Annotated in this window: 10 protein-coding genes and 3 pseudogenes; 3 read left to right on the top strand and 10 right to left on the bottom strand. The window is 56.5% G+C overall.

Annotated elements, in window-relative coordinates:
* Positions 1–186: 186 nt before the first annotated feature.
* A pseudogene (locus ACR3ES_RS22360) lies at positions 187–2,114 on the top strand (elongation factor G).
* Between the two features lie 23 nt (positions 2,115–2,137).
* Here the strand turns inward: ACR3ES_RS22360 and ACR3ES_RS22365 are convergent.
* From ACR3ES_RS22365 to ACR3ES_RS22390, 6 genes and pseudogenes are all read right to left on the bottom strand, one after another.
* Entirely contained in the window at positions 2,138–3,715 is a 1,578-nt protein-coding gene (locus ACR3ES_RS22365) for an ABC transporter ATP-binding protein (protein ID WP_170431151.1), read from the bottom strand.
* Positions 3,712–4,836 (bottom strand): ABC transporter permease, encoded by a 1,125-nt coding sequence (locus tag ACR3ES_RS22370; protein WP_480634759.1) that lies wholly within the window; start codon positions 4,834–4,836, stop codon positions 3,712–3,714. The genes ACR3ES_RS22365 and ACR3ES_RS22370 overlap by 4 nt, the downstream gene beginning before the upstream one ends.
* Positions 4,817–5,901: pseudogene (locus ACR3ES_RS22375) on the bottom strand (microcin C ABC transporter permease YejB). Before ACR3ES_RS22375 ends, ACR3ES_RS22370 begins: the two are co-directional and overlap by 20 nt.
* Before the next feature lie 6 nt (positions 5,902–5,907).
* Positions 5,908–6,282, bottom strand: coding sequence for a hypothetical protein (locus tag ACR3ES_RS22380; protein WP_480634760.1), 375 nt, complete (start codon positions 6,280–6,282; stop codon positions 5,908–5,910).
* Positions 6,279–7,850 (bottom strand): extracellular solute-binding protein, encoded by a 1,572-nt coding sequence (locus ACR3ES_RS22385; protein WP_480634761.1) that lies wholly within the window; start codon positions 7,848–7,850, stop codon positions 6,279–6,281. The genes ACR3ES_RS22380 and ACR3ES_RS22385 overlap by 4 nt, the downstream gene beginning before the upstream one ends.
* Positions 7,851–8,021: 171 nt before the next feature.
* A complete protein-coding gene (locus ACR3ES_RS22390; RefSeq protein WP_170431247.1) occupies positions 8,022–8,534 on the bottom strand; it encodes a c-type cytochrome in 513 nt (170 codons plus the stop codon).
* 120 nt (positions 8,535–8,654) lie between these two features.
* Between ACR3ES_RS22390 and ACR3ES_RS22395 the strand changes: the two genes are divergently transcribed.
* The gene (locus ACR3ES_RS22395; RefSeq protein WP_170431144.1) at positions 8,655–9,488 is read left to right on the top strand and encodes a prephenate dehydratase; all 834 of its coding nucleotides are present in this window, start codon (positions 8,655–8,657) and stop codon (positions 9,486–9,488) included.
* A 6-nt stretch (positions 9,489–9,494) separates the two neighbouring features.
* Here the strand turns inward: ACR3ES_RS22395 and ACR3ES_RS22400 are convergent, their stop codons facing one another.
* From ACR3ES_RS22400 to nudC, 4 genes and pseudogenes are all read right to left on the bottom strand, one after another.
* Positions 9,495–10,040 carry a chloramphenicol phosphotransferase CPT family protein gene (locus ACR3ES_RS22400; protein ID WP_480424551.1) on the bottom strand — a complete coding sequence of 182 codons (546 nt, stop codon included), beginning with the start codon at positions 10,038–10,040 and terminating at the stop codon, positions 9,495–9,497.
* A gap of 44 nt (positions 10,041–10,084) precedes the next feature.
* Complete coding sequence (locus ACR3ES_RS22405) at positions 10,085–10,597, bottom strand: GNAT family N-acetyltransferase (protein ID WP_170431140.1); 513 nt, start codon at positions 10,595–10,597, stop codon at positions 10,085–10,087.
* Positions 10,587–11,054: an SRPBCC family protein gene (locus ACR3ES_RS22410; RefSeq protein ID WP_170431138.1), complete on the bottom strand. Its 468-nt coding sequence runs from the start codon at positions 11,052–11,054 to the stop codon at positions 10,587–10,589. Before ACR3ES_RS22410 ends, ACR3ES_RS22405 begins: the two co-directional genes overlap by 11 nt.
* 38 nt (positions 11,055–11,092) lie before the next feature.
* A pseudogene (gene nudC, locus ACR3ES_RS22415) lies at positions 11,093–12,051 on the bottom strand (NAD(+) diphosphatase).
* A 183-nt stretch (positions 12,052–12,234) separates the two neighbouring features.
* On the opposite strand from nudC, the gene ACR3ES_RS22420 reads away from it, so the two are divergent.
* A complete protein-coding gene (locus ACR3ES_RS22420; RefSeq protein WP_480634762.1) occupies positions 12,235–14,049 on the top strand; it encodes a bifunctional 2',3'-cyclic-nucleotide 2'-phosphodiesterase/3'-nucleotidase in 1,815 nt (604 codons plus the stop codon).
* Positions 14,050–14,110 lie beyond the last annotated feature (61 nt).

Here is a 14,110-nt window from a genome sequence, read left to right on the forward strand (position 1 = left end):
CGGCCCATCCAAAAAACTGAACGGGGGCTTGACGTACGCCCAGGGTTTTCCACACACTTGCTACGCGGGCGGCAGACCGTTCCGCACCCGAGGTAGGACAATTCACAGGCAGTCCCTGCCAACGCATCTGCGTGGGGCACCTCTTGTCGTGCAGCCGTTCTGAAACCTGAAAGAGGGACAGCACCTATGCGCGTTTTCACCGTCCTCGGCCCCAGCCAATCGGGCAAATCTACCCTGGTCGAGGCCATTAGCCGCCTCGACGGACGCCCCACAACATTCGATGTTTCCGGAACCGTGCATTTGCACGGTTTTTCTTACTTGGGCGAACCCTGGTGCGCCGTCGACGTCGATGGCGGCGGGGACGCACTGGCCTATGTCGGCCCGGCCATGGCAATTTCGGATGCCGCTGTTGTGGTAGTTCCGCCGGACCCGGACACCGCCGTTCTGTGCGCCCCTTACCTGCGGTTGGTCGAAGAAGCCGGCATTCCCTGTTTCCTGTTTATCAACCGGATGGACAATCCGAACGGTCGTATCCGCGACATCATCGCAGCGCTACAGACCTACTGCACGCATCACATCGCCTTGCGCCAGGTTCCGATCCGCGAAGGCGGCGCGATTATAGGCGCCGTCGATCTGATCTCGGAACGCGCGTGGAAGTATCAGGAGGGGCAGCCCTCTGCCCTGATCGAACTGCCCCAATCGGTCGAAGACCGCGAACAGGAGGCCCGCACCGAACTTTTGGAAACACTGTCGGATTTCGACGACCATTTGTTGGAGCAACTGATTGAAGACAAACAACCTCCCAGTGACGAAGTCTATGATCTTGCAGCTCAGGTCTTGCAGAACCACCAGCTAATCCCAGCCTGCCTGGGCGCGGCAAGTCATGGAAACGGCCTCACCCGCTTGATGAAAGCTCTGCGGCATGAGGCGCCGGAATTCGATATCGCCGCCGGTCGGGATGAGGCCGCAGACAATGCCCGCGCCATTGCGGGTTTTGCGGATGTTAAAAAGCACATTGGAAAAATCGTTGTTCTGCGGGGTCTCGGCGACGGCGTTAAGGCGCACGAAGCCTTGGGAGGGGAAACAGTTGGCAATCTGACAACGCTGGACGCCAAGACACAGATCGGTGCGTTGGAGGCAGGACAGATCGGGCTGGCAGTGAAATCCGATCACCTCAATCCCGGATATCTGTATGACAGCAACTCGGCCACTCCGCTTCCGGAGTGGGCGTCTTCGCACCCGGTGGCTCACCGGCAAGTGGTGTCTCCGTCCCATGAACGCGACGATGTGCGCCTGTCGAACGCCTTGTCACGCATGGCCGAGATCGATCCTGGACTGCATCTGGAACAGGATGAACTCAGCGGGCACGCAGTGCTTGGCTCGCAAGGTCCGCAGCATATGCGGCGCGTGACGGCGAAACTGGCCGAGGATTTTGGGATCGAAATCGAGGCCGAACCTGTTGAAACCGCGTATCGCGAGACCATCAAGTCAACCATCGAACACCGGCACAGGCACCGCAAGCAATCCGGCGGCGCCGGGCAATTTGCGGATGTGGTGATTTCGATAGGGCCAATGCCGCGCGGTGCGGGATTTCAGTTCGAGGAAGTCGTTAAAGGCGGTGCGGTACCCAGAAACTACATTCCATCGGTCGAACACGGCGCCAAAGACGCGCTGATACAGGGGCCCGAAGGGTTTCCTGTCGTCGATGTCAAAGTCACGCTGAGCGATGGCAAACACCACAATGTCGACAGCTCGGACTATGCGTTCCGGACCGCAGGCAAAACGCCGTGCGCGAGGCGCTCCCGCAGGCCAAACCGGTTGTCCTGCAACCCATCCTGAACGCAGAAATCCACCTGCCTTCAGCTTTTGTGGGCGATCTCGTACCAACGATCAGTTCTCTGCAGGGTCAGGTGCTGGGCTTTGAAGGCAATCCAAACGCATCAGGATGGGAGATATTCAACGCCCTGCTGCCGGCGGTCGCCGAGGACGAGCTGCACCGCACCCTTGCAAGCGCAACGCGCGGCACCGGTTGGGTTAAGCTGAACTTTGATCACTACGAAGAGCTTCGCGGGCCAGTGCCCAAATCGGCTGCACGGGAAACCGCCAACGCCTGAAGTGTTTTAGAGGCAGGCTGCCTTTAGCCCGCCGCAGCGATCAGTTCGCGGGTGTACTCCGTCTGCGCGTTTTCGAACAGATCCTCGGCAGCGCCCATCTCGATCACGTCGCCATTTCGCATGACGATCACTTTGTGCGACATGGCCCGCACAACCTTCAGGTCATGGCTGATGAACAGATAGGCCAGCCCGTATTTTCGTTGAAGATCCCGCAGCAGGTCCACAATCTGCACCTGCACGGTCATGTCCAGCGCGCTTGTTGGTTCGTCCAGCACCAGCAGTTTTGGACGCAAAACCATCGCCCGCGCAATGGCGATGCGCTGACGCTGGCCGCCCGAGAACTCGTGCGGGTACCGATCCATTGACACAGGATCAAGGCCGACCTCGGTCATCACCTCGGCCACCAGATCTCGCGGAGCGCGATGCGGATCGACCTTATGGATTGCCAGGCCTTCGGCGATGATCTGCTGGCAGGTCATGCGCGGGCTGAGGCTACCGAACGGATCCTGAAAAACGATCTGCATATCCTTGCGCAGCCGCCGTAACTCGCGTGTCGACCAGCTTCGGACATCCTGATCACGGTATGTGATTTCACCTTCGGACGCGATCAGCCGCATGATCGCCAAGGCCAGCGTCGTCTTCCCCGAACCGCTTTCACCGACAATGCCCAGCGTCTCCCCCGCGCGCACGCTCAGGGTCGCGTCGTTGACCGCTTTCACATAGCCAACGGTGCGTTTCAACAGCCCGCGTTGAATCGGAAACCAGACCTTCAGGTGTTCAGTTTTGGCAACTTCCTCCGCATCGCCCGCCACCGGATCGGGCGCGCCAGATGGCTCTGCCGCAAGTAATTTGCGCGTATATGGATGTTGCGGGTTGTCGAAAATTTCAAGCGTCGGGCCCGTCTCGACGATCTCGCCATCTTTCATCACACAAACCCGGTCTGCGATCCGCCGCACAATGCCCAGGTCATGGGTGATGAACAGCATCCCCATGTTCTCGGATCGCTGCAATTCTGCAAGCAACTCAAGAATCTGAGCCTGAATGGTCACGTCCAAAGCGGTTGTGGGCTCATCCGCAATCAGGATATCCGGCTTGTTGGCCAAGGCCATGGCAATCATCACACGCTGCCGCTGACCGCCGGACAGCTGATGTGGATAACTGTCCAACCGGTCCTGGGGGTCGCGGATACCGACCTTGACTAACAGTTCGATAATCCTGTCGCGTGCGGTATCACCTGTCACATTCTGGTGCAGCGCCAGAGATTCCGCCATCTGCTTCTGAATCGTGTGCAGAGGGTTCAGCGAGGTCATCGGCTCCTGAAAGATAAAGCTGATGTCGTTACCGCGCACGTCCATCAGATGCTGCTCAGAGGCCCCGATCATCTCTTGCCCGTCGTATTTTGCCGACCCTTCCACAATCGCACTCTCACCCAGCAAAGACACGGTCGACAGGGCTGTGACGGACTTGCCCGACCCGGACTCTCCAACCAACGCAACCGTTTCACCGCGATCAACGCTAAAGGACAAACCTTTCACAGCCGCAGAGACCTGTCCGTCCTGTCGGAAGGAAACCTTGAGGTTCTTTACATCCAACAGGCTCATGAAAAGGTCTTTCTCGGGTCAAAGGCATCACGGACGCCTTCAAAAATGAAGACCAGCAGCGACAGCATAATGGCGAAAGTAAAGAAGGCGGTGAACGCCAGCCACGGCGCCTGCAGGTTCTGTTTGGCCTGAAGGGTCAGCTCTCCCAGAGAGGGGGCCGAAGACGGCAGGCCGAACCCAAGAAAATCCAGCGAGGCAAGCCCGCCGATTGTTCCGGTTACGATGAACGGCATGAAGGTCAGTGTGGCGACCATCGCGTTGGGCAGCATGTGGCGGAACATGATGGTCATGTTGCCGACGCCCAGCGCCCTTGCAGCGCGCACATATTCCAGATTTCGAGCCCTCAGAAACTCCGCGCGTACAACGCCGACCAGACCGGTCCAACTGAACAGGATCATCAAGGCCACCAGCAGCCAGAAACTTCGGCCAAGTATGGCGAACATGATGATAATCACATACAGCGATGGCGTCGCCGACCAGATTTCGATGATCCGCTGAAATATCAGGTCCAACCATCCGCCAAAGAACCCCTGAATGGCGCCTGCAAAAATCCCGACTAGGCTGGCCGCGCCGGTGACGATCAAGGTGAACAAAATGGACAAACGGAACCCATAGATCACCCGCGCCAGGACATCCCGTTTGGTGTCATCGGTACCGAGAAGGTTCTGCCCGTTTGGTGGCAGGGGCGCTGCGCCGGGGCGGTCGACGCTGGTGTTATATGAATAGGGGATCAACGGCCATATGGCCCAACCGCGTTCGAAACCCTCGGCCTGAAACGTTCCGGCATCGATCTGCTCAATAATGCCTTCGGGATCGTCAAAACATTGTTCAAGCCCACCGCTGTCGATCAGGCATTGAACTTCGGGATCGCGGTAGATCGCTTCGGTCTGAAAATCGCCGCCAAACTCGGTTTCGGCGTAGAAGTTGAAGATCGGCGTGTAGAAATCGCCGCGATACTTCACCAGGATCGGTTTGTCATTGGCGATGAACTCGGCAAACAATGACAGGCCAAAAAGCACGGAGAAAATGATCAGCGCCCAGAAGGCCCGACCATTACGCCGGAAGTTGCGCCAGCGGCGCTGATTAAGGGGGACAGTGCCATTACCCCTCCCGCTTTTCAAAGTCGATACGCGGGTCGACCAGAACGTACATCAGGTCGCTGATGATGCCGACAACAAGCCCCATCAGACCAAAGATGAACAGCGTACCGAAAATGACCGGGTAGTCTCGCGCCACGGCTGCTTCGAAACCCAGACGCCCCAGACCGTCCAACGAAAAGATGGTTTCGATGATGATCGAGCCACCAAAGAACACGCCTATGAAGACAGCAGGAAAACCCGCGATTACGATCAGCATCGCGTTACGGAAGATGTGACCATACAAAACCTTCCGCTCACTCAGCCCTTTTGCACGCGCCGTCATGACGTATTGCTTTTTGATCTCATCGAGAAAGGAGTTCTTTGTCAGCAGGGTCAGCGTCGCAAAGGCCGAGATTGTCAGCGCTATGATCGGCAAGGCAATGTGCCAGAAATAGTCGACAATCTTGCCAAACAGGCTGAGACTTTCCCAATTGTCTGAGGTCAGACCGCGCAGGGGGAAAATCTGCCAGTACGAACCGCCGGCAAACAGCACAAGCAAAAGGATGGCGAAGAGAAAACCGGGGATCGCATAGGCCACGATAATGGCTCCGCTGGTCCACGTGTCGAACTGAGAGCCGTCCTTGACGGCTTTGCGGATACCCAGCGGGATCGAGACAAGATAGGCAATTAGAGTCGACCAGAGACCCAGTGAGATCGAAACCGGCATTTTTCCAGCACCAGATCAATCACACTGATCGAGCGAAAGTAGCTCTCGCCGAAGTCCAAAGTCAGATAGTTGCCCATCATCGTCAAAAACCGCTCCAGCGGCGGTTTATCGAACCCGAACTCTTTTTCAAGTTCTTCTATGAACTCCTTGGGCAGACCACGCGCGCCGATATACTCACTGTCCGAGCCAAAGGTTTCTTCGGTCTGCGCCCCTTCGCCACCGGCAAAGCCGGCAAAAACATCCCCTTCGCCTTGCATCTGGGCCAGGATTTGCTCGATCGGGCCGCCTGGAACAAATTGAACCAGAGTGAAGTTCACGACCATGATGCCGATCAGCGTCGGGATCACCAGCAACAGCCGGCGGAGAATGTATGCGCCCAAAACCGGTTACCTCACCGCGCCTGCGGCCTTCAATTCCTGGAATTTCTCCTCGTTGAACCACCAGAAGTCAAACTGACCGACAGCAAGTGGTGGCAGCACTTCGGGATGCTCGAACATGTCGTAATACGCAACCCATGTATCTGCGACATACCCTGTGGGGACCTGAATGCGCAGGTATCGCAATACGCGATCCAGCGACTTCAACGCAGCAATTTCTTCCTCACGGGACTTGGTTTCCAAGGCCGCATCAATGATTGCATCGACCAAAGGTTCCTGAAGGGATTGAGGATTGTAAGACGACACCACCGCCGTTTCTGATCCGTAGGCCTGCTTCAGGCCAGTACCCGCTTCCAGGAAAGGCTGGTTGCGGAAAAAGATCATGTCGAAATCTTTGTCGTAGTAGCGCTGAATCCACTGTGCGCTATCAGTTTTTCGACTGTGACCGATATGCCAAAGCTTTCCAGGTTCGACGCATATGTCGTCACGATTGCCTCGGCAGTGTCCGAAGAGGACGCGTTGAGCATGATTGTGATTGCCATCGGGTTGCCTTCGGCATCTCTCAGCTTACCGTCGCCGGAGACCGTCCAACCCGCGTCGGAAAACAGTTGCAATGCTGTCCGTTTATTTCGGCGGTCGACTGTTCGGCTTGCGCTGGAGCTATGAGCGCGCACTGCCTCTTGAGTAAAGATCTCTTCGGGAACGATATCACCGAGCGATTCTAGGAACGCTATCTCTTGATCGGTGGGCACCCCATCCGCTGCAACTTCCGAGTTTTCGGCAAACGAATGGCGTTGCTCAGTCAACCCGAACTGGAGCGATTCAGAGGTCCATTCGAAGTTAAACGCCAGTCCGAGTGCTTCCCGGACTTTGATGTCGTCGAATGGCGCGCGCTGCATGTTGAAAATGAAACCCGAAGGCGACGGCGGCGTCATCACGGGAATGCTCTCACGCTTCACATAGCCCTTTTGAACCGCAGGAAAATCGTATCCGGTTGCCCATTTCTTGGTGCTGCCTTCGGCGCGGAAGGTGTATATGCCGGCCTTGAAGGCTTCGAACTCGGCTGCATCGTCTGCAAAGTACTCGACCCGTACGGTTTCAAAATTGTGCCGACCCACGTTGATCGGCAAATGCCAACCCCAGTAGTCGGGATTGCGACGGTAAAGGATATATCGGTTCAACTCAAAATCATCGACCACATACGGGCCGCTGCCCATGGGCGTCACGAGGCTTTGCTTGTCCAACCGCTCTCCGGTTTCTTCATACCAGGCCTTTGAAAAGACAGGCGTACCACCGACTTGAGAAATGAGGGACCGGCGCGAGATCCCATCCACAAAATTGTATTTGATCGTGTGATCGTCGATGATTTCATAACCTTCAATGCGCTGCTTGACCGCCCGCGCATAACTGCGGATGCCCTGTTCCAGGAACAGATCATGGGTAAAGGCGGCATCATGGGCTGTCAGCGGCGTTCCATCGGCAAACCGCGCCTCTGGACGCATATAAAAGATGCACCATTCCTTGGTGTCGGGGTACTCGACGGACTCGGCAAGTAGCCCGTAGGATTCGGTGATCGAGTCGGCAGGCGAGGCTGACCCGAACGGGCTGCCGCCAAACATGCTTTCCGCTATCAGCCCGGAATAAAGACCCGCCTTACCCTGCCAGTTAAAGCGGTTCATGCCATCAAACGTTCCCCGGGTGGAGACGGAAATCTCTCCGCCAATGGGGGCATTTGGGTTCACATAATCGAAATGTGGAAAATCAGGCGGGTAGCTGAGATCTCCGAAATAGGAGTATCCGTGCGCCTTGATTGTGCCACTTCCTTCAACACCAGCGGCAAAGGCGCCTTGCAAGCTCGGCGTCACCGCAGCCAGAGCGCCGCCACCCAAAAGCTGAAGGGCAGTGCGCCGCTTTAGCACCGTCTGCGCTGGCCAAATGCGTTTATTCGTCATACCCGCCTCTCCTGCATAGTCCCGACCGTCTTCATGCGGCTAAACCTAGCTAAAGGTCCAGCACTGACTGTTTCAAGTTTAGAATGCATAAACGCTTTGTGAAGTTTTTCCGGAACAAAAAAGCCGCTGCCTGTCGGCAGCGGCCTGGAATCACCTAGAATTGACCGGATATCAGTTCCCGATGGTTTGCAGATACGCAATCAGATCGGCGCGTTCTTCGGGTTTTCTCAAGCCCGCAAAGCTCATGGATGTGCCCGAAATATACGCGCTTGGGCGTTCAAGGAAGGCGTCTAGGGCCTCAGGTGTCCAGTTTCCGCCATGCGCCTGCATGGCTGCCGAATAACCGGTGAATCCTTTGGCCGTTGCAACGGGCCGGTCAACGATACCATACAGGTACGGACCGGTGCCATTGGCGCCATCTTCCAGTTTGTGGCAAGCCGTACACTTACGGTACACGCGGGCGCCCTTCTCGGGATCGGCAGCCGCCAACATGTCCTCGAACACAATTTCTTCGCCGTCCGCGCTTTCACCCGCGCTTTCGGTTTCGATGATATACGCAAGTTCGCCGTCACCATGGCCACCGGCATAATAAAGAATGTCGGCCCCCCATTTGGCCAACAGCAGCACCAGAAACGTGCCGAACAGGCCTGCTGCGGCCTTGGTAACTGTCATCGTGTCGAACATTGATCGCGAGTCCATTTCAGCTGTCTGCGCAGGTGTCTAAGGCTTCCCCTGACGAGAGGCAAGGTATAGACACCGCGACGAAACGCCCAATTCACGAACTTGTTGCATGGAATCGACCAAATGACCAACCGCATTGCCTTTCAGGGGGAACCCGGCGCCTACAGTCACGAAGCCTGCCGTAATGCGCGCCCGGATATGGAGGCTTTGCCCTGCCGGACCTTTGAGGATGTGATCGAATCGGTCCGCGCGGGCGATGCCGATCTTGCCATGTTGCCGGTTGAAAACACCACATACGGGCGTGTTGCCGACATCCATCGGCTGCTGCCCCATAGCGGCTTGCAGATTATCGACGAGGCCTTTGTGCGGGTTCACATCAACCTGCTTGGTGTCAAAGGGGCAAAGCTTGAGGACATTGCCGAAGCGCATTCACATCTGGTTCTCCTGCCGCAATGCGCAGAGTTTTTGAAAAAGCACGACATTCGCGGCCGTGTCAGCCCGGACAATGCCCGTGCGGCGCGCGAAGTGGCCGAAGTGGGGGATATTCACTCCGCTGCGCTGGCCAGCGCGCTTGCTGCCGAAATCTACGATCTCGACGTTCTCGCCCACCATATCGAAGACCACGACGACAATACGACGCGCTTTCTTTTGATGTCGCGAGAGGCTGACACGTCGCGGCGTGGAGATTATGGGATGATCACAAGTTTCGTATTTCAGGTCCGCAACATTCCCGCCGCGCTGTATAAGGCGATGGGGGGATTTGCGACCAATGGGATCAACATGACCAAGCTGGAAAGCTATATGGTCGACGGGTCGTTCACCGCAACCCAGTTCTACGCTGACATCGTTGGCCACCCCAAAGACCGCAACGTCAAGCTGGCGATGGACGAATTGGAGCACTTTACAACAAATGTGGAGATATTGGGCGTTTACCCGGCCGCACACCCGCGGGGGTAGGCAAATCTACCTATTGGAGCCCGATGCAAATTCGGACTGACGCAAAGCGCCACTCCAGGCATCCAGTATACGCCCGACATTTTCCTCCACTCCGGCCTCGGAGTGGATTTCGAGGTCGTAGAGTCTGCCCTTATGGATTTCAAAATAGTCCTTTTGCGCGCTGCCCGCTTGACGATCTCCGCGTTCTTGCTCGCGGGCGTTCAGAACCGGAAGGGAGCAATGCACAGCCACAAACAGAACGTCATGAGGCTCAAACAAGCTCTTCAGCGTGTCCGCCCATCCGGCTGTATCGAGGATATGTTCGAGAATCAGATTGTTACCGGCATTGGCATAGGCGGCCAGCGACTGGTAAAAACCATCAAACACGGTTGACCTCGACGCCGACCAGTCAAATTCTCCGCTGCGAAAGCGATCCATTGGGAGCGTACCCGCATCCCTAAGGTGGTCTATGGACACATGCCAGAACGGCATAGGCAATCGCCGCTGCAAAGCTTTGGCGATTGTCGATTTGCCGCTGCTTGATGCGCCATGAAGAAAGATGATCTGAGACACAGCTGAGCCTTACCGCACCAATCTAACACCGACGCTGAAAAGGTTCAGGACGGTAGTTGAAAAACCTTTGACACCGCATGTTTTTGCGTCCGGTATTCGCGGAAACCCATTGCCTCATAATATGCCAGCCCTTCACTGTTTTTCGCGCCAATTGTCGCATCAATGCTGGTGAGACCAAACTTACGCGCAGCCTCAAATGTCTTGGCAAACAACCCTCGTCCGATGCCACGGCGGGCAGCTGACGGTCGGATGTGCGTGCCTATGATGCCCCAGCCGACAGCCACATCATAAGGGTTGTCCGCCACAGCATGTTTGAGCGACTGAAAGCCCAGGATGCGCCCGATTTCGTCCGCAGCGACCGTACATCGAATACCATCAGGGTGGTCTATGTAGTGACCCAGAACAAATTCAGAAGTGCATGGTTTTGTTCGCTTTCCAGCCTCAACAAGGTCTTGCAAAACACTTGCGATCCCTTCGGCATCCGTTTCTTGCGCGCTTCGAAAGCTCACATCCTTCAATTGCCCATGCCTTTTCCCAAAACGGATTTCACGATCCATGCAAATGTCGCTGCTCCAGCTCTCTGGCAAAATCATCCAAACGCGTCTGAAACTGCCTGCGAAACCTCGATTGGCCCAGCTTCAGCGACTGCAACAACAGACGCGCAGGTAACGATTTGGCAGCCAGTGACATTTCGACACTCAGCCGGGTTTTGCGCTGAGACAATGCGAGAAAGTCAACCGTTGTAACCCCTGTCATTCCCTTGCTCGTCGATTCGAACCGCATTTGCCCAGGTCGTTCGTAATCCGTCATCACGATAGTCATCTGCCGAGGTTTACCGCGCAGCTTGAACTCGGTTTGCCACTCAGCTCCCGCAGCAACCGGCACTCCAAGGGTCATGCGCCGCACGTCAATTCCGCGCCGCATTGCCATTCGTTCGAATCTTTCAAAATCAGCAACCATGTCAAAGACCGACTGAATCGGAGCTTCGATGTCTTCCCGGGCTAGAAACTGCATATCTGCCTTTGCTGCATGTGCTTTTGCCTAGTGTTTCCTTAGTCCAGCGTATCTGCAAGCCAGTTCTGCAACAGGAAATGTGCGATCGCCCCTTTGCGGGCTGGCAGCAGTTTGGGATGTTCCCCGGCAAACGCCTGCATCACATCGGTCTTACTAACCCACATCGCCTCTTCAATCTCGACGGGGTCGATGTGGATATCCCGCGAAAGCGCTTCACCTGCGCATCCAATCATGAGCGAAGCGGGAAACGGCCAGGGCTGGCTCGAGAGATAAGAGACCGCACCAACCGGAACGCCCGCCTCCTCCATGACTTCGCGTCGGACGGCGGCCTCAAGGGTTTCGCCGGGCTCAACAAAGCCGGCCAACAAAGAGAACATCTTCTCGGGCCATCCCGGGGACCGCCCCATCAGAACTAAATCTCCATGCGTGATCAGCATGATAACGACCGGATCGGTTCGAGGAAAATGCAGTGCGCCGCAAGAGGGGCACCGGCGCTGCCACCCGGCTTGCGAAGGCACGCTGGCCGCGCCACACCGCGCGCAAAAACGATGTGTCTCATGCCAGCCTATCACCGCCTTTGCAGTCGCCACCAGTTCTGCATCCCGCGCAATTCAGCAAACACAAACCCGTCAGGTAGATCTGGGTGATGCTGAACCGTCCTGTCGACAAACTCACCCAGACCGGAAAGATCCTGACCCTCGGCAGTCCATTTGGACATATCAATCGCAAAAACCGGAGCCTGATCATCAAGGCAACCCAGGAAAATTGGGCTTTCGACAAAAAGCTCTGCGCGTTCGATGACGAACGTATCGGACATCGGAATCAACCCAACTTGGTCCAGCGCCTCACCACACACCAAGGGTTTTCCGCGCCAAACCAAAAGACACTGTGCCGCCGGATCATCAGTGGCTTGGGACAGTTTATCCGCGTCGATACGAAAATGCGCCGCCCGGTCCAGACCCGCGCCGCCGAAAGTCACCGATTCCGCGTTTTTCATTAATTGTCCTTTAGATCTTGCTCACACGGCTGCCATGGTTGAAGCTGTCTTGCAATGGTGTTTTCTTGATTTCGAGTATGACAGGTGCCGCCGAAAGGTCGCATGGTCGCCCCGGAAATTTCACGTATTGTGCTTTTTAATCAAATTGTTCGAACAACAGCATCCTAAAGTAGAAGATTGAAATTGGACCACAAACCGTCAAGGCCGGTTCAAACGCAGCCGCCCAGTGCGCATGTCCGTATTCTGGCGACAACCGATCTGCATATGAACCTGAGCAGCTTCGACTATTATGCCGACAGACCGGACCCGACCATTGGCTTCACACGAACGGCAAGCCTGATCCGAGAGGCCCAGCGGCAGGCGCAGGACGCCCTCGTTTTGCTGTTCGACAACGGCGATTCCCTTCAGGGCACGCCGTTTGGAGATTGGGCTGTTCAGAATGGTGGCCCACACCCGATGATGCAGGCTTTCAAGTCATTGGGCTATGACGCAATCGGTCTTGGGAACCATGATTTTGGCTTTGGGTTGGAAGCCATCAATCACATGCTCAGCCAATCCTCCTGCCCGGTTGTGTGTAGCAACCTGCGATGTGTCTCCCAAACTCCGGAATGGCAAGACCGCATAATTCTCGACCGTGCAGTGTGCCAAGACGGCACCCACCGAGCGATCCGTATCGGCGTCTTTTCCGTTCTGCCCCCACAAACCGCCCGTTGGGAAAGTCACCTTTTACACGGAGAGGTCGTTGTCGATGACATTTTGACAACGGCACAACACACCGTTGGCAAGCTATTGGCCGATGGCTGCGATGTCATTGTGGCGCTGGCGCATTCCGGCCTCGGCCAAAGCCGACCGCATCCAGGACTGGAAAATGCGGTTGTGCCTCTTGCCGAGATCAACGGGATCGATGCGATCATTGCCGGTCACACACATCTGGCCTTTCCCAACAAGGTCAAAGACGACTGCGAGCATGTCGACCACACGGCTGGGCGAATTCACAACAAACCTGTTGTCTTACCCGGATCTGCCGGATCCCATCTGGGCGTCATTGATTTGCGCGTCGAACCCAAGCCGGGCGGCGGGTGGCGCGTCAGCACCCACCAAACTGATCTGCGACCGATCTTTCCAGCAGAAAGCAGCCGTCCCATAGCGGAAGACCCCGACATGCTGCGTCTTTTTGCATCAGGACATGCGGGCACCAGGACGATGGCAGCCGAGCCGGTTGCCTGGTTTCCGCGCAGCCTGCACAGCTATTTCAGTTTCTGTGCGCCAGATCGCGGGCTGGCATTGGTGGCATCCGCGCAGGCTGCGGCCGTGCGGTCATATCTGCCCGAAACGGCCTGGGCTCACCTGCCGCTGTTATCGGCGGTGTCACCTTGCAAAACGGGCGGGCGCGGGGGCCCCCGGCACTATACGGATGTCCCGGCCGGCGAGATTTGCCAACGCCATGTCGCGGATTTGCACGTCTTCCCGAACGAGTTGAGGGCGGTTCTGATCACCGGGGCACAGTTACACGATTGGCTGGAAATGTCGGCAAGTGTCTTTAACCAATTGGTGCCCGGTTCAGAAACCGATCTGATGGACACCCGCCGGGCCGGGTACAATTTCGACATCATTTTTGGACTCACCTACCAGATTGATCCGTCCCGGCCAGCTTGCTTCGACGCGGCTGGAAATCTGACGGACGCGACCCATGGAAGGGTGCAAAACCTGACATGCCAGGGACGACCCTTTCAACCAGATCACAGGTTTGTCGTGGCCCTGAACAACTACCGCGCCAGCGGTGGCGGGCAGTTTCCTTTGTCAAAAAAGCCCAACGGATCGAGTTGCCCCGTTGGACATCAAAAGCGTCGTGCGGGATTATCTGACCGAGCAGTTACCACACGATCCGATAAACTCCATGCCCTACCCGTTTTCACTGACGCCGCAATCCGGGACCCACGCGATCCTCAAAACGGGACCCGGAGCGCTCCGGCATCTTTCGGACATAGAGGTGTATGATCCACAGGTACTGAAACATGATTCCGAGGGGTTTGCGCAGATCCGCCTGACCCTTTGACGG

The organism is Ruegeria sp. B1 (assembly GCF_056535885.1).

What these genes read in the sequence shown, in the direction of transcription:
- ACR3ES_RS22365 (WP_170431151.1), bottom strand. Translation starts at nt 3,715, where the DNA reads ATGAGCCTGTTGGATGTAAAGAACCTCAAGGTTTCCTTCCGACAGGAC.
- ACR3ES_RS22380 (WP_480634760.1), bottom strand. Translation starts at nt 6,282, where the DNA reads ATGATCTTTTTCCGCAACCAGCCTTTCCTGGAAGCGGGTACTGGCCTG.
- ACR3ES_RS22390 (WP_170431247.1), bottom strand. Translation starts at nt 8,534, where the DNA reads ATGTTCGACACGATGACAGTTACCAAGGCCGCAGCAGGCCTGTTCGGC.
- ACR3ES_RS22395 (WP_170431144.1), top strand. Translation starts at nt 8,655, where the DNA reads ATGACCAACCGCATTGCCTTTCAGGGGGAACCCGGCGCCTACAGTCAC.
- ACR3ES_RS22385 (WP_480634761.1), bottom strand. Translation starts at nt 7,850, where the DNA reads ATGACGAATAAACGCATTTGGCCAGCGCAGACGGTGCTAAAGCGGCGC.
- ACR3ES_RS22410 (WP_170431138.1), bottom strand. Translation starts at nt 11,054, where the DNA reads ATGCAGTTTCTAGCCCGGGAAGACATCGAAGCTCCGATTCAGTCGGTC.
- ACR3ES_RS22405 (WP_170431140.1), bottom strand. Translation starts at nt 10,597, where the DNA reads ATGGATCGTGAAATCCGTTTTGGGAAAAGGCATGGGCAATTGAAGGAT.